17 protein-coding genes and 1 pseudogene are annotated in these 21,720 nt (G+C 65.2%); 12 read left to right on the forward strand and 6 right to left on the reverse strand.

Going from position 1 to position 21,720, the window contains the following annotated elements:
- The 3 genes and pseudogenes from AC1DJT_RS09110 to AC1DJT_RS09120 all read left to right on the forward strand — a co-directional run.
- A pseudogene (locus AC1DJT_RS09110) lies at positions 1-218 on the forward strand (ATP-binding cassette domain-containing protein); the annotation flags it as partial.
- Positions 219-238: 20 nt separating this feature from the next.
- Positions 239-1,264 (forward strand): ABC transporter permease, encoded by a 1,026-nt coding sequence (locus tag AC1DJT_RS09115; protein WP_476833931.1) that lies wholly within the window; start codon positions 239-241, stop codon positions 1,262-1,264.
- Between the two features lie 39 nt (positions 1,265-1,303).
- Positions 1,304-2,317, forward strand: a complete 1,014-nt coding sequence (locus tag AC1DJT_RS09120) for a sugar-binding protein (protein ID WP_476833932.1) — start codon at positions 1,304-1,306, stop codon at positions 2,315-2,317.
- 155 nt (positions 2,318-2,472) lie between these two features.
- On the opposite strand, the gene AC1DJT_RS09125 is transcribed toward AC1DJT_RS09120, so the two are convergent.
- Positions 2,473-3,195: a class I SAM-dependent methyltransferase gene (locus AC1DJT_RS09125; RefSeq protein WP_476833933.1), complete on the reverse strand. Its 723-nt coding sequence runs from the start codon at positions 3,193-3,195 to the stop codon at positions 2,473-2,475.
- A gap of 232 nt (positions 3,196-3,427) precedes the next feature.
- Here AC1DJT_RS09125 and AC1DJT_RS09130 point away from each other — a divergent pair, with 232 nt between their 5' ends.
- Both AC1DJT_RS09130 and AC1DJT_RS09135 read left to right on the forward strand, forming a co-directional pair.
- On the forward strand, positions 3,428-4,867 hold the full coding sequence (locus tag AC1DJT_RS09130) for an IS1182 family transposase (protein ID WP_476771128.1): 1,440 nt from the start codon (positions 3,428-3,430) through the stop codon (positions 4,865-4,867).
- 90 nt (positions 4,868-4,957) lie between these two features.
- Positions 4,958-5,071 carry a winged helix-turn-helix transcriptional regulator gene (locus AC1DJT_RS09135; protein WP_476770968.1) on the forward strand — a complete coding sequence of 38 codons (114 nt, stop codon included), beginning with the start codon at positions 4,958-4,960 and terminating at the stop codon, positions 5,069-5,071.
- Between the two features lie 3 nt (positions 5,072-5,074).
- Here the strand turns inward: AC1DJT_RS09135 and pobA are convergent, their stop codons facing one another.
- The 5 genes from pobA to AC1DJT_RS09160 form a co-directional block, all read right to left on the reverse strand.
- Positions 5,075-6,247: a 4-hydroxybenzoate 3-monooxygenase gene (gene pobA, locus AC1DJT_RS09140; protein WP_476833934.1), complete on the reverse strand. Its 1,173-nt coding sequence runs from the start codon at positions 6,245-6,247 to the stop codon at positions 5,075-5,077.
- A 62-nt stretch (positions 6,248-6,309) separates the two neighbouring features.
- Positions 6,310-7,011 carry an HAD family hydrolase gene (locus AC1DJT_RS09145; RefSeq protein ID WP_441493520.1) on the reverse strand — a complete coding sequence of 234 codons (702 nt, stop codon included), beginning with the start codon at positions 7,009-7,011 and terminating at the stop codon, positions 6,310-6,312.
- Between the two features lie 2 nt (positions 7,012-7,013).
- Positions 7,014-7,898 (reverse strand): transglutaminase family protein, encoded by an 885-nt coding sequence (locus AC1DJT_RS09150; RefSeq protein WP_441506094.1) that lies wholly within the window; start codon positions 7,896-7,898, stop codon positions 7,014-7,016.
- Positions 7,895-10,414, reverse strand: coding sequence for a circularly permuted type 2 ATP-grasp protein (locus tag AC1DJT_RS09155; protein ID WP_441506095.1), 2,520 nt, complete (start codon positions 10,412-10,414; stop codon positions 7,895-7,897). Before AC1DJT_RS09155 ends, AC1DJT_RS09150 begins: the two co-directional genes overlap by 4 nt.
- Positions 10,415-10,422: 8 nt before the next feature.
- Positions 10,423-13,800, reverse strand: a complete 3,378-nt coding sequence (locus AC1DJT_RS09160; RefSeq protein ID WP_476833935.1) for a transglutaminase family protein — start codon at positions 13,798-13,800, stop codon at positions 10,423-10,425.
- A gap of 251 nt (positions 13,801-14,051) precedes the next feature.
- Here AC1DJT_RS09160 and AC1DJT_RS09165 point away from each other — a divergent pair, with 251 nt between their 5' ends.
- The 7 genes from AC1DJT_RS09165 (at position 14,052) to pgl (ending at position 21,702) form a co-directional block, all read left to right on the forward strand.
- The gene (locus tag AC1DJT_RS09165; protein ID WP_441506096.1) at positions 14,052-15,641 is read left to right on the forward strand and encodes an ABC transporter substrate-binding protein; all 1,590 of its coding nucleotides are present in this window, start codon (positions 14,052-14,054) and stop codon (positions 15,639-15,641) included.
- Positions 15,642-15,797: 156 nt separating this feature from the next.
- Positions 15,798-16,844 (forward strand): ABC transporter permease, encoded by a 1,047-nt coding sequence (locus AC1DJT_RS09170; RefSeq protein WP_441493524.1) that lies wholly within the window; start codon positions 15,798-15,800, stop codon positions 16,842-16,844.
- 10 nt (positions 16,845-16,854) lie between these two features.
- Positions 16,855-17,760: a nickel transporter permease gene (nikC, locus tag AC1DJT_RS09175; protein WP_441493525.1), complete on the forward strand. Its 906-nt coding sequence runs from the start codon at positions 16,855-16,857 to the stop codon at positions 17,758-17,760.
- 1 nt (position 17,761) lies between these two features.
- Positions 17,762-18,637: an ABC transporter ATP-binding protein gene (locus AC1DJT_RS09180; protein WP_441493526.1), complete on the forward strand. Its 876-nt coding sequence runs from the start codon at positions 17,762-17,764 to the stop codon at positions 18,635-18,637.
- 2 nt (positions 18,638-18,639) lie between these two features.
- Positions 18,640-19,392: an ABC transporter ATP-binding protein gene (locus tag AC1DJT_RS09185; protein WP_441493555.1), complete on the forward strand. Its 753-nt coding sequence runs from the start codon at positions 18,640-18,642 to the stop codon at positions 19,390-19,392.
- A gap of 115 nt (positions 19,393-19,507) precedes the next feature.
- Positions 19,508-21,016, forward strand: a complete 1,509-nt coding sequence (zwf, locus tag AC1DJT_RS09190) for a glucose-6-phosphate dehydrogenase (protein ID WP_476833936.1) — start codon at positions 19,508-19,510, stop codon at positions 21,014-21,016.
- Positions 21,013-21,702, forward strand: a complete 690-nt coding sequence (gene pgl, locus AC1DJT_RS09195) for a 6-phosphogluconolactonase (protein ID WP_441493528.1) — start codon at positions 21,013-21,015, stop codon at positions 21,700-21,702. Before zwf ends, pgl begins: the two co-directional genes overlap by 4 nt.
- Positions 21,703-21,720 lie beyond the last annotated feature (18 nt).

Consider the following 21,720-nt stretch of genomic DNA (forward strand, 5'->3'; position numbering starts at 1 on the left):
GCGTTCGCCAGGTCGCCGAGGTGCTGGATCTGATCCACCGGCTCAAGGATCGCGGGATCGCCGTCGTTCTGATCAGTCACCGCATGCCGGACGTGTTCGCGGTCTGTGACCGGGTGGTCGTGATGAGGCGAGGACGCAAGGTCGCGGACAAGGCGATTGCATCGAGTTCTCCTGAAGAGGTGACCGGACTGATCACCGGCGCCATCCAGGCCGCCTGATGCTGCGCGAGGAGCCCCCTATGTCGAGCGCCACGATCCGCCCGATCCCGAGCAGTGTCGCCATCGAGGACGTCACGGGCCTCAGGGAGCGAAGCCTCCTGCAGAAGCTGCTCGCGAGCCAGCCGTTCTGGGTGACGATCGCGCTGATCGCCATGGTCCTCGTGATGACATGGGATCAACCAGACGCCTTTGCCTCGGCCGACAACTTCTTCAACATCACGCGGAACTTCGCCTTCATCGGCATCATGGCCATCGGCATGACCGCCGTCATCCTCACCGGCGGCATCGATTTGTCGGTTGGCTCCATCATGGGGCTCGCCGGCGTCGTCAGCGGGCTCGTCCTCCAGGCCGAGGGGCATTGGCTGCTCGCGATCCTCGCCGGCCTTCTCACCGGCGCGGCTGTCGGGGTCGTGAATGGCGTGCTGATCTCCTATGTCGGCCTGCCGGCCTTCGTCGTCACGCTCGGGATGCTGTCGGGCGCCCGCTCGCTTGCCATCGTCCTGTCCGAAAACAAGATGATCTACGAATTCGGCCCTTGGGGAGACACCTTCAACKCCATCGGTGGCGGGGCGATCTTCGGCCTTGCCAACCCGGTCTGGGTGCTGCTCGCGCTGGCCATCATCTTCAGCATCATCCTCAACTTCACCGGCTGGGGCAATTATCTCTATGCCATCGGCAGCAACGAGAACGCCGCCCGCCTGACTGGCGTGCCGGTCCGGCGGATCAAGCTGCAGGCCTATATCGTCTCAGGCCTGACAGCCGCGCTGAGCGCCGTTCTCATCGTCGGCTGGCAAGGCTCCGCCATCAATGCGCTCGGACAGGGCTATGAATTGCGGGTGATCGCTTCGACCGTGATCGGCGGCGCCGATCTGATGGGTGGCCAGGGCGGAGCCTACGGCGCCGTGATCGGGGCCGCCCTCATCGAGGTGATCCGCAATTCCCTGCTCATGGCCGGCGTCGATTCCAACTGGCAGGGCGCCTTCGTCGGCCTGTTCATCGTATTGGCGGTTCTGCTGCAGCGGATCCGCGGCAAGGGTTCGGCATGAGGAAGACCGGACGACAATAACCACCAGGAGGAGAGGCTCATGAAAACGCTGACTTTAGGTGTCGCCGCGCTCGCACTGCTCGCCGTTGGAGGAGAAGCCCAGTCTCAGGGCAAGAAATACGTCTTCGCCCTGGTTCCCAAGAACATGAACAATCCCTTCTTCGATCAGGCCCGCGACGGCTGCAAGAAGGCCGAGAAGGAACTCAACGGCGCGATCGAGTGCCTTTATATCGGGCCTGGCGAACATGGCGGCGGCGATGAACAGGTCCAGGTCATCAACGATCTCATTGCCAAGAAGGTCGATGGCATCGCCGTCTCGCCGTCGAATGCCGCCGCGATGGGCAAGGCGCTCGAGGGCGCCAAAAAGGCGGGAATTCCGGTTCTGACCTGGGATTCCGACCTGCTTGCGAAGGACAAGGGCCTGCGCACCGCCTATGTCGGCACCTATAACTACGACATCGGCGTCAATCTCGCGAAGCTCGTCCAGCAGATCAAGCCGAAGGGTGGCACGATCTGCATCCAGTCGGGTGGCGCGGCCGCTGCAAACCATAACGAGCGCATGCAAGGGATTCGCGATACGCTTGCCGGCGCGAAATCGGCCTCCGCGCCTGGGGCAAAGCTCACCGGTCAGCATGGCTGGACCGAGGCCGCGGGTTGCCCGCTCTACACCAATGACGACTTCCCGCTATCGGTGCAGCAAATGGAGGATACGCTCGGCAAGAACCCCAAGCTTGATGCCTTCGTGCCGACCGGCGGCTTCCCGCAATTCATCCCGCAGGCGTATCGCAAGGTCGCCGAGAAGTATAAGGCCCRCATCGATGACGGCTCGCTTGCGCTGGTCGTCGCAGATACGCTGCCCGTCCAGATGGATCTCCTGAAGGCGGGCCTGTCCAAGGGCCAAGTCGGTCAGCGCCCCTTCGAGATGGGCTACAAGACCATGTTCTTCCTGAAGGAGATGAAGGACGGCAAGCCCGCCCCGAAGGATCCCACCTATACCGGCCTCGATGTCTGCACGCCGCAGAATGCCGCGACCTGCGTCGGCGCCGGGAGCTAAAGCATCGGCCCGAAAAGTGGATTGCGGTTTTCGGGGCAAAGCCGATGCAATCACAGATGGTTAGATCATCGGATCGGATACGATATCCGGTCCGATGAACTAAGCCAGGGCGGGATGCCATCCCGCTCTGGCGCTGACTTCGCCCGGCCTCGCAGTCAGCCGCGATACGGAGCCAGGCAGGCGCCCCAGAACAGGCTGGAAAAGTACCATGTTGGCGGCCMGAACCCGGCGGCCTCCAGCAAAGCAGCGACCTCGTTCTCCGAGGCGGGCGGATCCGCGCCCTGCAAAATCTTGGCGCGCTTCGCCTCGACTTCGTCGGGCCTGGCACCGTGCATGCGCCAGCGCTCTGCCCAGGCCGCCAGCAGCAGAGGTTCGGCGGCGTAGGCAAAGCGATTGCCGGCAAGAATGAGAGGAGCGCCGGGTTTCAGCCGTGACGCAATGGCGTCAAGAATGTCGCCCTTGGCCTTTTTTCCCGGGAGATGATGCAGCACGCCGATTAAGGTCGCGGCGTCGAAATCGCGCCCGGCGGGAAGCTCTTCGACATAGCCGATCGCGATCTCCGTCCGCTCGAGGAACCCGAGCTCCTGCAACCGCCCCGCCGTAACATCCATCATCTGCGCGGACGGATCGACGGCGACAAATCTCCAGTCCGGTTCAAGAGATGCGGCGCTGACAATCTCCTGTCCGCCGCCGCCAGCCCCAACGGCGAGCACGCGAGCTGCGCTGCCCGGACCGAGCGTCGCCGCCAGCATGCAGGCCGAAAGCTCATGGCACGCTTCGTAACCTGCCAGCGCAATGCGGCTCTGGACGAGGTACTCAGCGGCGCGGTCGGCGTCGAATTTTGCGACAGAGATGGACGTGGTTTCAGCCGAGGCCATAGCTACCTAGCGATGCTTTTCGAATGCAGGCGCGCTGTGGGGGGCGTCCCGATGCGCGAGCCTTCAATCGCTCATTCAGTCCGCCACGGCAAGATTTCGACAGCCAGGGGGGCGCTTTTGTGCATGGCGCTTCTGCCCGAGAGCGGACGCCGGTCATGCCGAAATGGGTGGAGGCTGTGTGAAAAGAGCCGAGTCGGCTAGGATTCCTGGAGGTGATGCTCCGGGAGCTTAGATGAAGCGCTTCGTTGAGAGTGAAGACCGTCGGCAGGGTGTCCTGCTTCCCGAGTATCTTGACGACTACGTGTCGGAGAACAATCCGGTTCGGGTGATCGACGTCTTCGTTGATGAATTGGACCTGGGCCAACTGGGTTTTGAAGGCGTGGTTCCCGAGGCGACGGGCCGTCCGAGCTACCATCCGGGCGTGCTGCTAAAGATCTACGTCTACGGCTACATCAACCAGGTGCAATCGAGCCGTCGGTTGGAGCGCGAGGCGCAGCGCAACATCGAGCTGATGTGGCTGACGGGACGGCTGGCGCCGGACTTCAAGACCATCGCCGACTTCAGGAAGGACAACGGCTCGGCGATCCGGGCGGCTTGCCGGCAGTTCATCACTTTGTGTCGCCGGCTGGATCTCTTCACCCACGCGATCGTGGCCATCGACGGCAGCAAGTTCAAGGCGGTGAACACGCGCGACAAGAACTTTACGCGCGCCTCGATCCAGCGTCGGATGGAGCAGGTGGAGGCCAGCATCGAGCGTTACATGTCGGCGCTGGAGACGGCCGATCGACATGATGGCGAACTGGCCCAGGCCAAGACGGTGCGGTTGAAAGACAAGATCGCCGCCCTCAAGGAGCAGATGAAAGCCTTCAAGGCCCTGGAGTCTGAGGTGCATGCCGCGCCGGACCAGCAGATATCTCTGACCGATCCGGATGCGCGGGCGATGGCCACCAACGGCAAGGGCACGGGGATGGTCGGCTACAACGTGCAGACGGCGGTGGACATCACTCACCACCTGATCGTCGCGCACGAGGTCACCAACACCGGCCACGACCGCGGTCAACTCTCGGGAATGGCCGGCCAAGCCAAGGCCGAAATGGGCGTCGAAACGCTCGACGTGCTGGCCGATCGCGGCTACTTCGCCGGCGAGGAGATCCTGGCCTGCGAGGCTATCGGCGTGACGCCCCTCATGCCCAAGCCCCTGACTTCCGGCGCCAAGGCCGACGGCCGGTTCGGCAAGCAGGACTTCGCCTACCTGCCCGAGCAGGACGTCTACCGCTGCCCATCGGGGGCGCTGCTGCCCCGCCATATGACGACGGTGGAGAAGGGCCTGACCCTGCATCGCTACTGGGACCGCGCCAGCTGTCAGAGCTGCCGCTTAAAGCCCCAGTGCACACCGAGCGTCGAGCGACGGGTCACCCGCTGGGAGCATGAGGCGGTGATCGAGGCCATGCAGGAACGGCTGGATCGCGCGCCCAAGAGCATGCGCATCCGCCGAGCCACCGTCGAACACCCCTTCGGAACCTTAAAGGCCTGGATGGGAGCGACCCACTTCAAGACCAAGTCCCTCAAAAACGTCAGTACGGAGATGAGCCTCCACGTCCTGGCCTACAATCTGAAGAGAGTGATCGCCATCCTTGGCGCTGGGCCGCTCATTCTGGCGATGCGGACCTGAACGGGTCGCCGCGACTCTCGTCCAACTTCACCCGCAGACGACGCGGCGCACACCTCAGGCATCCCAATAGCGCGTTTGCACACGGCCTCGGTGGAATACAGCCTCTCCGCGCGTGGTCGGAGCCTTGAGCCGATCATCCTGGCGCTCAAGGCCTGGGGCGAAGCCAATCTGCGGAATGTGCCGCCGGTCGAAGCAGCCGCCTGAGCTTCAATAGGGCAGGCCGACATAGTTCTCGGCCAGTGCCGCCATGGCGTGGTCCGACGAGACGAGATAATCGAGCTCCGCCCGCTGCATCCGCCGTGCGAAGGCGCCGTTCTCCGGGAAATGGTGCAGCAGCGAGGTCATCCACCAGGAGAATCGTTCGGCTTTCCAGACACGCGCCAGGGCCCTGGCCGAATAGTCGTCGATCCCGGCCGATGAGCGCTCCGTGAAACGCTCGATMAGCGCCTGCGACAGGTAATGCACGTCGCTGGCCGCGAGATTGAGCCCCTTGGCGCCGGTCGGCGGCACGATATGGGCGGCATCGCCGGCCAGGAAGAGGCGCCCGAACCGCATCGGCTCGGCGACGAAGGAGCGCAGCGGCGCGATCGATTTCTCGAACGACGGGCCGGTGACGAGCGCCTCGGCGGTTGCCGGATCAAGGCGCCGGCGCAATTCGTCCCAGAAGCGCTGATCCGACCAGTTCCCGACATCGTCGTCGAGCGAGCACTGCACGTAGTAGCGACTGCGGTGGGGCGAGCGCATCGAGCAGAGCGCGAAGCCGCGCTCATCACCGGCATAGATCAGCTCATGCGAGACGGGTGCTACCTCGGCGAGGATGCCGAGCCAGCCGAAGGGATAGACCCGCTCGAAGCTCTGGAGCGCAGCCTCAGGAATGCTGGCCCGCGAAATGCMGTGATATCCGTCGCAACCGGCAATGAACTCGCAATCGAGGCGATGCGCCTGACTATCCCTGACGAAGGTGACGGAGGGCTTGTCGCGGTCGAAATCATGCAGGGCGACGTTCTCAGCCTCGAAGACRGTCGCGGCACCGGACGCCTCGCGCAGGTCCATCAGGTCGCGCGTGGCTTCGGTCTGGCCATAGATGGTGACGTGCTGGCCGCCGGTCAGTCGGGCGAGGTCGACATGGTGGCGCGCCCCACCGAAGAGCAGGTCGAAGCCATTATGCCTGAGGCCCTCGGCATGCAGCCGGCCCGCGGCGCCGACCTCCTCGAGCAACCGCACCATGCCTTGCTCGAGCACGCCGGCACGAATGCGTGAAAGCACATAGTCGCGGCTCTTGCGCTCGATGATGATGGTGTCGATGCCGGCTTTGTGCAGCAACTGGCCGAGCAGAAGCCCGGCCGGGCCCGAGCCGATGATGGCGACCTGCGTGCGCACGAGCGTTCCCTGCAACCCTCGCACTCAGCCGGCGAGCCGCAATTAAGTTGCCATAGCAACGATCACGGGAAAAGCGCGATCTCCAGTTCCGCGATGCTGCCGAGGCATAGATCGCTGATCGGCTCCAGCGTCGTGCGCGTTCCAGTTCCCGTCAGCACGCCGATACGCAGGCCGGCAGCGGCCGCTCGGCCCATTTCCATGTCATGGGCGTTGTCGCCGATCACGGCAACTTCGCCAGGCGCAAGCCCGCAGGCGGCGCAAAAGGCCTGCACCATACCGGGGCCCGGTTTGGCGCCGTGGCCGGAATCGTAGCCCGCGACGAAGGAGAGATGCGGCGCGATGCCGAAATGCGTGGCTGTGGCCGAGACCGCTGCGGCGCTGTCGCTGGAAGCGATCCCGAGCGCGAGGTCGCGGGCGCGCAGGCGCTCGAACAGCGCGGATAGCTCGCAGACCGGAACCATCCGCACGACCGCAGCCTGAAAGAGAGCATCAAGACGCTCGACCAGAGGGGCAATGCCGAGCGGGCTTCCCGCTTCATGCCAGGCTTGCGCCAGCTCCTCGGTATTCCCGGCCGCAAGCAGGCTGTCGGCCACCGCCCGGCCGGTCTCCGGATCGGCGCCAGCGCGCCGCAGCAGGTCGGCGGCCAGCATCGCGTCGCCGTCGGCCGCCAGCAGTCCGGCCTCGCGGTTGATCGGCGGCCAGCTMGCACCATAGTCGAGCAGAGTGCCGTCCTTGTCGAAGAGCAGTCCACGCAGCGGCAGCATGGTCAGGCGTCTTGTACCGGAATGACATCGACGGCGACGCCGACCTTTTGCGTGCCGGGGCCGACGATCACGCCATCGAGCGGAGAGACGTCGGCATAGTCGCGGCCGATCGCGGTGACGATATGATCGTCGGCGACGACGAGGTCGTTCGTCGGGTCGAGGCCGATCCAGCCCGTCTCCGGACCGCACCAGAGATGCACCCAGGCATGGCTGGCATCGGCCCCTTCGAGGCGCTTCTCGCCTGGCGGCGGAATAGTGCGGATATAGCCGCTGACATAGGCTGTCGGCAGGCCGAGCCCCCGCAGGCCGGCGATCATGATATGCGCGAAATCCTGGCAGACGCCGTGGCGCTGGCGGAAGGCTTCCGCCAGCGGGGTCGAGACTTCGGTTGCCTCGGGATCATAGACGAAATCCGTGCGGATGCGGCGCATCAACTCGCTCGCTGCTTCCAGCACGGGGCGCTGCGGCGCAAAGCTGGAGCGCGCATAGTCGACCACCTCGGCGACCGGCGGCACCAGCCGACTGGGAAAAAGCTGATGCGCCGGGGAATTCGGCGCGAGGCTGTTGGACGCCAGCGCCAGTGCACCGACCTCTTCCCAGCCGCGCGTCAACCCGGGAAAGGGCGCCGCCGGCCGGTTCACCTCGACCCGCGCCCGCATGTCGAGCTTCAGCTCGCGATGCGGCTTGGTGATGGTCAAGGTCGTCATGTGGTTGCCGAAGAAGCAGATCCCGTCATTGCGCTCGCTGGTGCGCGGCGTCACGCTCAGGCTGCTCTTGCGCACGCTCTGGCCAACGCCGTCACGCGGCAGCAGCCGCAGGATGCAGCGTGCAAAGGGCACAGGCCGACTATAGGCATAGGTCGTGACATGACGGACGTCGTAGATCACGCGATGCCTGTCATCCGCGAGCCTTCGGGTTCGCTGTTCTGCAGGAAGTAGCGGTCCGCCACGGAGCCGGCCAACCCCATCAGCAACTGCTCGAACAGCAGGATGCTGGTGCGGTCGAGGCGGCTTGCCTCGGCGGTGCGGCATTCGGCAGCGAGCTTGAGCGCGAGCCGGCGCGGCGCTTCCAGCATGCCGTCTTCGCTCAGCGTCGGCAGCGCGGCGATCTCGACATCGAGGCGATCGATCTGGAAGGCGACCGAGCGCGGATTATAAGGATCGAGCATCACGAGATCGAGCACGGGCGCGAGCGCGGGGCCGAGCAGATAGCGGGAGCGGTACGTGATCTGCGAATCGGTCAGGTCGAGAAGAGCGTCGAGGCAATCGCCCGGCGCGGACGAGTCGGCAAAATGGCGGGCAAAGCGGCAGGTCGCGATGCCACGCTCCAGCCGCCGCCCGATATCGAGGAAGCGCCAGCCCGCACCCCGCACCATGTTCTCCTGGCTCAGGCCCGAGAAGGCGGCGAGCGTCTTCAGGGCGGTGTCCGCCGTTTCATAGGCATCGCCCTCGCTGGGCTTGTCGCCGTTGAGCGTCAGCTGCCGCTGCAGGTCGCCGAAGAGGCGCCAGGCGTCGATCGACAGGCGTTCGCGAATGACCGACGCCGTACGCCGCGCTTCGCGGACGGAGGAAAGGGCGGAGCCATATTGGTCAAGGCTGTGCAGCGCGTCAGAGGCCTGGGAGGCGGTGGAATGCTCCTTGCCCGTCGGGGCGGCGCCCCAGGCGATCAGCAGGTTGGCGAGGCGGCGCAGCGTCTCCGCCCGCTCGGGCGTGGCATCGTCGGCGTCGATCAGTCGGCCGAGCAATGCGCGCACCAGCCGCAAGGTCGCCTCGGTCCGCTCGAGATAGCGTCCGAGCCAGAACAGGTTGTCGGCCGCGCGGCTCGGCATGGTGCCGATGATGCGGCGGATGCTGATGCGGTCGGCGCTTGGCAGCAGCGTCACCTGCTCGACGGGCGTGTCGGACGTGATCCAGACATCGCTGGAGCGCACGCCATTGCCAAGCGTGACGGCGCGTGCGTCGACATCCTCGGAGATGCGGCAGAAGCCACCCGGCATCACCTTCCAGCCGTCGGGCGTCGCAGCCGCGAAGACGCGCAGCGTCATCGGGTGCGGCTGCAGCCGGCCGCCCTGGAAGACCGGCATGGTCGAGAGGCGCACGATCTCCTGCCCGACATAGTCGAGCCCGCGTGCCTCGATCCGCGCCTGCAACGCCGAGCGCGCTTCAGGCGAAAACTCGCCGGGCAGGATCGTGTTGCCATTGAGGCCATCGATCGAGGCGCGGAAGGCCGACGAGATGCTCATCTCATCGAGCCGGTCGATCACCTCGGATCGCGCGCGCTGCTGCCCGCACCACCAGGTCGCGATATGCGGCAGGATCAGTTCGTCGCCGAGGATATGTTCGGCGAGGGCCGGGAGGAAGCCCATGAGGGCTCGCGCTTCGACGACGCCCGAGCCGAGCCCATTGGCGATCTGGACATTGCCTTGCCGCACCGCCTGGACGAGACCGGCGACGCCGAGCGCGGAGGCTGAGTTGAGCTCGAGCGGGTCGGAGAAATCGCCGTCGATCCGCCGCCAGATCACGTCGGCACGCTTCAAGCCCGCGATGGTGCGGACATGGACGCGTCCGTCGCGCATCAGGAGGTCGCCGCCTTCGACCAGCAGGAAGCCGAGATAGCGTGCGAGATAGGCGTGCTCGAAATAGCTTTCGTTGAGCGCGCCCGGTGTCAGCAGGCAGATCCGCGGCTCGACCCGGCGCGAGCTTGCCGCGAGACCGGCCCGGAAACCCTGGAAGAACGAGGCCAATCGCTCGACATTCATGGTCCGGAACAGGTCCGGAAAGGCGCGGCCCAGGGCCAGCCGGTTCTCCAGCGCATAGCCCGCTCCGGACGGGGCCTGCGTACGGTCGCCGAGCACCCACCAGCGGCCATCCGGCCCGCGTCCGAGATCGGCGGCATAGAGCTGGAGCGTGCCGCCATTGGCCGTGCCCTGCAGCGGGCGCAGATAGTCCGGGCTGCCGGTTACGACCGCCGCGGGCAGCAGGCCCTTGGCGATCATCTCGCCGGGTCCATAGATGTCGCCAAGCAGGGAGGAGAGCAGCGTCGCACGCTGCGCCACGCCGGCAGCGATGGTCTGCCATTCCGCGCCGGGGATGATGAGCGGGACATGGTTCAGCGGCCAGGAGCGCTCCCCGGCCAGCGGGTCGCTCGCATCGAGATCGCCATGCACGCGATAGGACACGCCGGTGTCGCGGACATGGCGATCCGCGAGCCCGAAGCGATGGCCGAGTTCATCCTGGGAGAGCCCGCTCCACTCGGCGAGAAACGGTTCCCAATGCGGACGTACACTGCCATCGGGCGCCATGAACTCGTCATAGGCTCCGGGCAAGGGGCGATAATCGGCCAGCAGCGCATTGCGCCGCTCCGCTCGGAGACGTGTCGACGGCGATCGGCCCTGCAAAGCCATGGCCTTGGTTAGAGTCCTGCTGGACGGCGCAGATCGAGGGTCATCGGAAATTCCGGGCTGCGCTCTTCCACCGGAATCACCAGCGCGCCGGGACTATGACCGATGGATTCGAAACGGGCGAGGCGGCGTGCCTCGGCCTCGTAGGAATTCACCGGCGGTGTCTCATAATTGCGCCCACCGGGATGGGCGACATGGTAGACGCAGCCGCCGAGCGACCGGCCGACCCAGCTATCGACGATGTCGAAGGTCAGCGGCGCATGCACGGGAATTGTCGGGTGCAGCCCTGAGGCCGGCTGCCAGGCCTTGAAGCGCAGGCCTGCGATCGCCTCGCTGGAGCCCGCGACCGGGGTCATCGGCAGGCGCCGTCCGTTGCAGGTGATGACGTGGCGACCGGGAACGAGCCCGCTTGCCTTGACCTGCAGCCGCTCCACCGAGGAATCGACATAGCGCACGGTGCCGCCGATCGCTCCCTGCTCGCCCATGACGTGCCAGGGTTCGAGGGCCTGGCGCAGCTCGAGCTCGACACCGCCATGGTTGACCTTGCCGTAGAACGGGAAGCGGAACTCCTGCTGTGCTTCGAACCAGACCGGGTCGAACGGATAGCCGGCATGTGCGAGATCGGCGAGCACCTCGCGGAAATCCTGCCAGATCATCTCCGGCAGCATGAAGCGGTCATGCAGGCTCGTGCCCCAGCGCACCAGCTTGCCCTGCTGCGGCTCGCGCCAGAACCAGGCGATCAGCGCGCGCACCAGAAGCTGTTGCGCCAGTGACATGCGCGCATCCGGCGGCATCTCGAAGGAGCGGAACTCGATCAGGCCCAGCCGGCCTGTCGGCCCGTCCGGCGAATAGAGCTTGTCGATGCAGATCTCGGTGCGGTGGGTGTTTCCGGAAACATCGACCAGCAGGTTGCGGAACAGCCGGTCGACGAGCCAGAGCGGAATCGGCTTCTCACCCGGCTTCGGCACCGCCGCAAGGGCGATTTCGAGCTCGTAGAGCTGGTCGTGCCGGGCTTCGTCGATGCGTGGCGCCTGGCTGGTCGGCCCGATGAACAGGCCGGAGAACAGGAAGGAGAGGGAGGGGTGTCGCTGCCAGTAGAGGATGATGCTCTTCAGCAGATGGGGGCGGCGCAGGAAGGGGCTGTCGGACGGCGTGACACCGCCGAGCACGACATGGTTGCCACCGCCCGTTCCGGTATGGCGGCCGTCCACCATGAATTTCTCGGCGCAGAGCCTGGCCTGACGCGCCTCCTCATAGACGCCACGCGTGATCTCGACCGCATCGCGCCAGCTCTTTGCAGGATGAATATTGACCTCGATCACGCCGGGGTCGGGCGTCACCTTGATGACATTGAGGCGCGGGTCGGAGGGCGGAGCATAACCCTCGATATGGACGGCGATCCCGGTCTGCTCGGCCACGGCCTCGACGCTGGCGATCAGGTCGAGATAGTCCTCCAGGCGCTCGACGGGGGGCAGGAACACGCAGAGCACATTGTCCCTGACTTCGAGACTCAGCGCGGTGCGCACATGCTCGCGCCCGATCTCCTGCTCGACGCGATCCTGGGCCGCGGCGCCTGCGGGGGCCTCGCCCGGGATCGAGAATTGGGCATGCCGGTGCACCGTGGGCGCGGGCTCCGCCGCGCGCGCCGCAGGCGCGCTGCCGGGCGAGGGCAGGGGGCCGCGCGCCTCCATCGGATCCTGCGGGTGGATATGCGGGTATTCCTCCTCCGGCACGGCTGGCAGCGAGCCGAGCGGCAGACGATAGCCGACCGGTGAATCGCCCGGGACCAGGAAGAGCTTGCCGCGTCTCAGCGTCCATTTCTCGGAGCGCCAGCGCCGGTCGCCTGCCTGGCTCTGCCAGCGCTGCACCGGGATGACATAGCCGCGCGGATTGCCGAGGCCGAGCTGGAAGACACGGGCCATGCGGGCGCGTTCCTCCGGATCGGCGAGGCGCGGGTCGAGCGGGTCGACATTGTCTGGAAGCTGCGCCTCCTTGAGCRGCCAGTGGCCGGTATCCTCATAGGCGGGCAGGACATGGTCGGCACCGACGCCCAGTTTCTCCGCAAGGCCCGATGCGAGCGTCTCGGCATCGCGGGTCGAGGTTGCCGCTTCCAGTTCACGGTCGCCGCCGGTTACGGCGCCGGGCTCGCGCGCGATCAATGCGGCATTGCGCCAGATCGGCTCGCCGTCCTCGCGCCAATAGAGCGCGAAGGCCCAGCGCGGCAGGCTTTCGCCCGGATACCATTTGCCCTGGCCGTAATGCAGCATGCCGCCCGGCGCGAAGCGGCTGCGCAGCCGGCGGATCAGTTCGTCTGCGCGCCGGCGCTTGGTCGGGCCGACCGCGGCGGTGTTCCACTCCGCGCCCTCCTGATCATCGGTCGCGACGAAGGTCGGCTCGCCGCCCATCGTCAGGCGCACATCCTGCGCTGCGAGATCGCCATCGACCCTCTCTCCCAACGCATCGAGGCGGTGCCACGACTGGTCGGAAAAGGGCAGGGTGATGCGCGGCACTTCATGCACGCGCTCGACGCTCATCGCGAAGTCGAAGGTCGTCTCGGCATAGCTGGCAACGCCGCTCACCGGCGCGGCCGAGCGAAAATGCGGTGTCGCCGCGAGGGGCAGATGGCCTTCGCCGGTCAGCAGCCCCGATGTCGGATCGAGCCCGATCCAGCCCGCGCCGGGAATATAGACCTCGGCCCAGGCGTGGAGATCGGTAAAATCCTTGTCGGTCCCGCGCGGCCCCTCGAGCGGATCGATATCCGCCTTCATCTGGATCAGGTAACCGGAGACGAAGCGGGCGGCGAGCCCGAGCTGGCGCAGGATCTGGACGAGAAGCCAGCTCGTATCGCGGCACGAACCCGACTTGATCTGGAGCGTGTGCTCGGGCTCCTGCACACCGGGCTCCATGCGGATGCCATAGGCGATCATGCCTTGCAGGCGGGCATTGAGATCAACGACGAAGTTCACGGTGTTGACCGGCTCGCGCGGAACCCTGGCGAGGAGGTCGATCAGCAGCGGCCCGGCCGGTTCGGTGACGAGATAGGGAGCAAGTTCCGCCTGGAGTTCCTCGGGATAGACGAAGGGGAAGACCTCCGCGTTGGTCTCGACGAAGAAGTCGAAGGGATTGATGATCGAAAGCTCGGTGACGAGATCGACTTCGATGCGGAATTCGCTCACCGGTTCGGGAAAGACATAGCGGGCGAGCCAGTTGCCGCTCGGATCCTGCTGCCAGTTCACGAAGTGCTGCGCTGGCGAGACCTTGAGCGCGTAGCTGTTGACCGCTGCGCGGCAATGCGGAGCGGGCCTCAGCCGGATGATCTGCGGGCCGAGCACGACAGGGCGATCGTAGCGGTAATGGGTGACGTGGTTCAGCGCGGCGATGATGGCCAAGGGCGACACCTGCTCGGTCGGGCGTGCCCGCGGCACGGCTCTCCCTGAGGATAGCCCCAGCTTCGATTGCTCGCAAAGCTGTCGCTGCGCAAGAATGCGTCGGTCTATCAATTCGTTGCGCAAGAAGAGTGCAGGCTTGTGAACAGTGCGCTGTGCAATTTCCGAGCCGCTGGACATCGGGCTCGTTCTGGCCACAGATAGCGCCCAAGCGGCGGCGAAACGGCCGCCCTATGAACCAATGGGGATAGTCCATGCGTCACGTTGCGAAATTGATGGTTGCCTCCGCCTTTACGGCGTTGATGGCGACGACAGCCATGGCCCAGACGCCGAAGGATACGGTGGTCATGGCCAAGCAGATCGACGACATCATTACGCTCGATCCGGCCGAAGCCTTCGAATTCTCCGGCGTCGAAGTCGGCGCCAATGTCTATGACAAGCTGATCGGCGTCGATCTCGCCAAGAACAACGACCTCGTCGGCGAGCTTGCCGAGAAATGGACCGTCAGCGAGGACAATCTCACCTACACGTTCAAGCTCCGCCCGGGCGTCAAGTTCCATTCGGGCAACGCGCTGACCGCAGCTGACGTGGTCTATTCCTTCCAGCGCGCTGTCACGCTTAACAAGTCGCCGGGCTTCATCCTCACCCAATTCGGCCTCACCAAGGAGAATGTCCTCGAGAAGGTGAAGGCCACCGATGACAACACCGTCGTCGTCACCGTTTCCAAGCCCTTCGCCCCGACCTTCTTCCTGAACTGCCTGACCTCCGGCGTGGCTTCGATCGTCGATTCCAAGCTGGTCAAGGCGAACGAGAAGGACGGCGATTTCGGCAATGCCTGGCTCAAGCTGAACTCGGCCGGTTCCGGTGCCTACAAGGTCCGCGCCTATCGTCCCAACGAGCAGTATGCGCTCGATGCCAACGAGACCTGGTACAAGGGTGCGCCGAAGAACAAGCGCGTGATCGTACGCCATGTCGCCGAGCCGGCCTCGCAGCGTTTGCTGCTCGAGAAGGGCGACATCGACATGGCCCGCAACCTCTCCAAGGACCAGCTCGCCGCTGTGAAGGAGAAGTCCGACATCCAGATCGTCCAGGGCGACAAGGGCTATATTCTCTATCTCGGCCTGAACCAGAAGAACGCCAACCTGAACAAGCCTGAGGTCCGCGAAGCGCTGAAATGGCTGGTCGACTACCAGTCGATCGAGCGCAACATCGTCGAGGGCACCTACAAGCACCACGAATCCTTCCTGCCGAAGGGCTTCCTGGGAGCCATTGACGAGAAGCCTTACAAGTTCGATCCCGCCAAGGCCAAGGAGTTGCTCGCCAAGGCCGGTCTGCCGAATGGCTTCACCGTCACCATGGACGTTCGCTCGGTCGCTCCGATCACCGATATCGCGCAGGCGATCCAGTCGAGCTGGGGCCAGGCCGGCATCAAGCTCGAGCTGATCCCGGGCGACGGCAAGCAGACGCTGACCAAGTATCGCGCCCGCACCCACGACATCTATATCGGCCAGTGGGGTCCGGATTATCTCGATCCGCATACCAATGCCGAGACCTTCGCCATCAACGAGAACAATGGCGAAGATGCGAAGTCGAAGACGCTGGCCTGGCGCAATGCCTGGGATATCCCGGACATGACGAAGGTCGCCCAGGCCGCCGTGCTCGAGACCGATGCGGCCAAGCGCAAGGCGACCTATGAAGTCCTGCAGCGCGAGCACCAGAAGGTTTCGCCCTTCGTGATCATGTACCAGCAGGTCGAGGTCACGGCCGAGCGCAAGAACGTCAAGGGTTGGGTGATCGGACCGAGCTCCGACACCAACTTCTACTGGCCGATCTCCAAGAACTGAGACACGTCTTCTGACGGAACCCGCCGCGGCTAAATGGCTGCGGCGGGCTTATTTCTATTCTTTTCTGTTGAGCGCCACGGGCGAGGGGATTGCATTCCCGCGCGCCGTGGCTTCCGGAAGCGCCCTTCTTCGGGCTTTTGTACAGTGGTTGGTTGCATGGCGTCATCGCGCGAGACATGGGCGGGCAAATCGGGTCGCTGGGGCAAGATTGCCGGGCGAGAGTTCAGCACGGTCGCCATCACGATGTTCGGGCTTCTGCTCGTCACCTTCCTGATCGCGCGCGTGATGCCGATCGACCCGGTGCTCGCCGTGGTCGGTGATCGCGCTCCCGCCGATGTCTACGACAAGGCGCGGCTGGACCTCGGCCTCGACAAGCCGCTCTGGCAGCAATTCGGTATTTATATCGGCAAGGTCTTCACCGGCGATCTCGGGCGCTCCGTACTGACCTCGAACACCGTGGTCGACGACATCAAGACCGTCTTCCCGGCGACGCTCGAGCTGGCGACGCTGGGCACGCTGATCGGCATCATGCTCGGCGTGCCGCTTGGCATCGTCGCTGCCGTCCACCAGGGCCGCTGGCCCGACCAGATCGCCCGCGTCATCGGCTTGATCGGCTATTCGATCCCGGTCTTCTGGCTTGGCCTCATGGGTCTTCTGCTGTTCTACGCCAAGCTCGGATGGGTCAGCGGACCCGGGCGTATTTCGGTGGCGTATCAGGATTTCGTGACGCCGATCACCGGCGTGATCATGCTCGATGCCGCCATGCAAGGTGAGTGGGATGCGTTCTGGGACGCTTTCTCCCATCTGATCCTGCCGGCCTCCGTCCTGGGCCTGCTGAGCGTCGCCTATATCAGCCGCATGACGCGCAGCTTCATGATCAACGAGCTGCAGCAGCAATATGTCATCGCCGCCCGGGTCAAGGGCGTGTCGGAGTGGCAGGTCATCTGGGGCCATGCCCTGCGCAACGCCGTCGTGCCGCTCGTGACGGTGATCGCACTCTCCTACATGCACCTGCTCGAAGGTTCGGTGCTGACCGAGACCATCTTCGCCTGGCCCGGCCTCGGTCGTTACATCACCAATTCCCTTCTCAATGCCGACATGAACGCCGTGCTCGGCGGCACGCTGGTGGTTGGCGCGGTCTTCATCGGTGTCAATCTGTTCTCCGACATCATTGGCCGCCTGGCCGATCCGCGGGCGCGCTGAGGACATGGCCATGACCGAACAGACTTCGTCCGGCTGGGCCGCCTGGCTCATCACCGATTCCCCCGCGTCGCGCCGTCAGGCACGGCTTGGCCAGTATTACCGGCAATGGCTCGCGTTCCGGCGCAACCCCGCAGCCGTCATCGGGCTGACCATCGTCCTGCTGCTGCTACTTGCTGCAGCCTTCGCGCCGCTGCTCGCGCCCTATGATCCGCTGGCGCAGGCCCTCGACAAGCGCCTGCTGCCGCCGTCGGCAACGAACTGGTTCGGCACGGATTCACTCGGCCGGGATATCTTCAGCCGGGTCGTCTACGGCTCGCGCGTCACGCTTGTCATCGTGCTGCTCGTCGTCATCACCGTGGGGCCGATCGGCCTCCTGATCGGCGCTGCTGCAGGTTATCTCGGCGGCTGGGTCGATCGCGTCCTGATGCGCATCACCGACGTCTTCCTGGCTTTCCCGCGCCTGGTGCTCGCGCTCGCTTTCGTTGCGGCACTCGGCCCCGGACTTGAAAATGCGGTCATCGCGATCGCGTTCACGGCCTGGCCGCCTTATGCGCGCGTCGCCCGCGCCGAGACACTGATCATCCGCAACCAGGACTACATCTCCGCGGTCCGGCTGCAGGGGGCGTCGCAATGGCGGATCGTACTCAGGCATGTCGTGCCGATGTGCCTGCCATCCCTGATCGTGCGGTCCACGCTCGACATGGCCGGCATCATCCTGACCGCTGCCGGGCTCGGCTTCCTCGGCCTTGGCGCGCAGCCGCCGATCCCGGAATGGGGCGCGATGATCTCAGCCGGCCGCGAGCAGATCTTCGACCAGTGGTGGGTCGCGACCTTCCCCGGCCTAGCCATCTGCGTTGTCGCGCTCGGCTTCAATCTGCTGGGCGATGGCCTGCGCGACGTCATGGATGCGAGGTGAGATGATGCGCGCACCAGATAGCCCGATCGAACAGCCGCTGCTCGAACTCGACAATCTGCGGGTCAATTTCCACACCGCGACCGGCATTGTCCGCGCCGTGCGCGGGCTTTCCTTCACGCTCGGCCGCGAACGGCTCGGCATTGTSGGCGAGTCCGGCTCCGGCAAGTCGATGACCGGCCGCGCCATTCTCGACCTCATCCCCCATCCCGGCGAGGTTCAGGCCGACAAGCTCGTCTATCGCGGGCAGAACCTGCTGACGATGGACAAGGGCGCGCGCCGCAAGCTGCGCGGCCGCCATATCTCGATGGTGATGCAGGACCCGAAATTCTCGCTCAATCCGGTGAAGACCGTGGGCGAGCAGATCGCCGAAGCCTATCGCGTCCATCACAAGGCGAGTTCGCGTGAGGCCAGGGAACGCAGCCTCACCATGCTGGAAGCGGTCCAGATCCGCGAGCCGGCACGCGTCTACGATCTCTACCCGCACGAAGTCTCGGGCGGCATGGGGCAGCGCGTGATGATCGCSATGATGCTGATCGCCGAACCCGACATCCTGATCGCCGACGAGCCCACGTCGGCCCTCGACGTCACCGTGCAGTTGCAGGTGCTGAAGATCCTCGACGACCTCGTCACCAGCCGCGGCATGGGGCTGATCTTCATCAGCCACGACCTGCATCTCGTGCAGTCCTTCTGCGACCGCGTCATCGTCATGTACGGCGGCAAGGCGATGGAGACGCTGCCGGCCGCCGAACTTGCCGACGAGAGCGCACGCGCCCATCGCCATCCCTATACGCTCGGCCTGCTCGACTGCCTGCCGGATCTCGATCATCGCAAGGACAAGCTCGCCACCCTGAAACGTGACCCGGCATGGCTGGCATGAACATGAACCCCGCCATCATTGTCGAGAAGCTGAACGTCTCCTTCGGCGATTCCCATGTCGTGAAGGACCTCTCCTTCTCGGTTGCATCCGGCGAGAGCTACGGCATCGTCGGTGAATCCGGCTCGGGCAAGTCGACCGTGCTGCGTGTCCTCGCCGGCCTGAACCGCGAATGGAGTGGTGACGTCACGATCCTGGGCAGCAAGCAGCCCAAGGTTCGCGACAAGGCCTTCTATCGCGCCGTGCAGATGGTCTTCCAGGACCCTTATGGCAGCCTCCACCCGAAGAAGACGGTCGACGATACGCTGGCCGAGCCACTGGCCATTCACGGCATCGACGATGCCGAGGCGCGCATCGAACGCGCCATGAAGGATGTCGGGCTGCCGAATTCGTTCCGTTTCCGCTTCCCGCACCAGCTCTCCGGTGGCCAGCGCCAGCGCGTGGCGATTGCGCGCGCACTGGTGCTCGAACCGAAGATCCTGCTGCTCGACGAGCCGACTTCAGCGCTCGACGTCTCGATCCAGGCAGAGGTGCTGAACCTGCTCCAGGCGCTGCGCAAGGAGCGCAATCTGACCTATATCCTGGTCAGCCACGATCTCGCGGTCGTTGCTCATATGTGCGAGCGGCTGCTGGTCATGCAGTTCGGCCGTGGCGTCGAGGAGATGACGGCCGAGACGCTGGCGGCGCGCTCGCCGCAGACGACCTATGCCCAGCAATTGCTGATCGCGAGCGAAGGCTTCCGCCGCCAGACCGCCTGAGCGGCAGGGCGGTTGCGCGTCCTGCCTGCTTGGGTGGAGCGCCAAAACCGTCTAACTCTCGTCGCAGCGATCGGCTAGCTTGGCCCGTATTCGCTGCTGCGGAGTGTGTATGCCCATGGATGCCGTCGCCGATCATGTCGTAAAGCTCGAAGCTGCGCCGGAGCGCACTCCGGTCCCGCCCTTCGATCTCGTGATCTTCGGTGCCAGCGGCGATCTGGCCCTGCGCAAACTCTTTCCGGCGCTGGCCCAGCGCAATCAGGAAGGCGTTCTGCCGGAGGAAAGCCGCATCCTGGCGATGGTGCGCAAGAGCGAGGATGTCGCCGGACTGCCCGGCGAGATCAGCCGGAAGCTCACCGAGGAGGGGCTTTCCGCCGCCAGGATCGAGACATTCCTGCGCAGGCTCTCCGTGGTCCAGGTCGATGCGCTGAAGCCGGAGACCTATGCCGGCCTGCGGCAGGAGCTCGGCGATTCGGAGCGTGTGCGCTCCTTCTATCTCTCGACGCCGCCCGATCTTTTCATCCCGATCTGCKAGAACCTCGCCAGTGCCGGCATCCTGACGCCGACCTCGCGCGTCATTCTCGAAAAGCCCCTGGGGCGGGATCTCGCCTCCGCCCGCGAGATCAACGACGCCGTGGCAAGGATCCTTCCGGAAAGCCGCACCTACCGGATCGATCATTATCTCGGCAAGGAGACGGTCCAGAACCTTCTGGTACTGCGCTTCGCCAACACCCTGTTCGAACGCTCCTGGTCGAGTCGCGACATCGACAATGTCCAGATCACGGTTGCCGAGACGGTCGGCCTCGAGTCGCGCGCCGGCTATTACGACAAGGCCGGACACCTGCGTGACATGGTGCAGAACCACGTGCTGCAGCTGCTCTGCCTGTTTGCGATCGAGCCGCCGAACCTGCTGGAAGCCGATGCCGTCCGCGACGAGAAGGTCAGGGTTCTGAAGGCTCTCAAGCCGATCGTCGGCCCCGATGTGCTGCGGGCGACCGTGCGCGGGCAATATGGCCAGGGCGTCAGCGGTGGCGCTCGCGTCCATGGTTATGCCGAGGAACTCGGCCATGCCAGCAACACCGAAACCTTCGTCGCGATCCGCTGCGAACTCGAAACCTGGCGCTGGGCCGGCGTCCCGATCTATCTGCGCACCGGAAAGCGCATGGCGCAGCGCTATTCCGAGATCGCCGTCACCTTCAAGCCGGTGCCGCACTCGATCTTCGGAAGCGCTGCCGATTGTGGGCGGCTCGATGCCAATCGCCTGATCATCCGCCTGCAGCCCAATGATGGCGTGCAGATGCAGCTGATGATGAAGGTGCCAGGCTCCGGCAAGCTCAAGATCGTCCCGCGCCAGCTCGATCTGCGCTACGACACCGCCTTCGGCGTGCGCTCACCTGACGCCTATGAGCGGCTGCTCACCGATGTGATCCGCGGCGACCAGACCCTGTTCATGCGCCGTGACGAGGTCGAGCAGGCCTGGGCCTGGATCGATCCGATCATTGCCGGCTGGCAGGAGTACTATCCGCAGCCGCATCGCTATGCCGCCGGCTCCTGGGGGCCGTCTCAGGCGATCGGTCTGATCGAGCGCGAAGGGCGATCCTGGGCCGACCCGGAACTGATGGAATGAGCGCGGTGGGGCCGCTCTCCTGGCATCGTTTCGAGACGTTGGCCGGCGCATCGGAAGCGCTGGCCGAAGCTGTCGCAGTGCGCCTGCGTGCCGCCATAGCCGCCCGCGGGGGCGCGTTGCTCGCGGTCCCCGGCGGTACTACGCCGGCACGTTTTCTTGCGGCACTCGGCGCGCACGACCTCGCCTGGGACAGGGTTACCCTGATGCCGACCGACGAGCGCTTCGTCGCGCCGGACGATGCCGCCTCGAACGAGCGCATGATCCGGGACGCCTTCTCCCCTTTGCGTGACGAACGGGCCAGCTTCGTGTCCTTCCACAATGCCGGCGACGATCTCGCCGCGGCAGCGCGTAGCCTCGATGCCGTGCTCTCGCGCCTGCCTGCGATTGACATCCTGGTCAGTGGCATGGGCGCCGATGGGCACATCGCCTCGCTCTTTCCAGGCGACGCTGCAGCTACGCGCAGCGACGACGCAATCCACGCAGTCGCAGCCCGTCCGCCCGGCCTGCCACCTCGCATCTCACTCTCGGCCGCGCGAATCGCGAAGGCAGGTTGGGCAACCCTGCTCATTGCCGGCAAGGAGAAGGAAACGACGCTGGCGACGGCTCAGGCCCTTCCGGCGGCCTATCCGGTCGGCATCCTGCTGCGACGGCCGCAGGGGCTCGACGTTTACTGGGCCAGGGCTTAAGCGAAGGTGCTCAGCGAG

The sequence above is a fragment of the Allobosea sp. 05T422_2 genome, assembly GCF_056396265.1.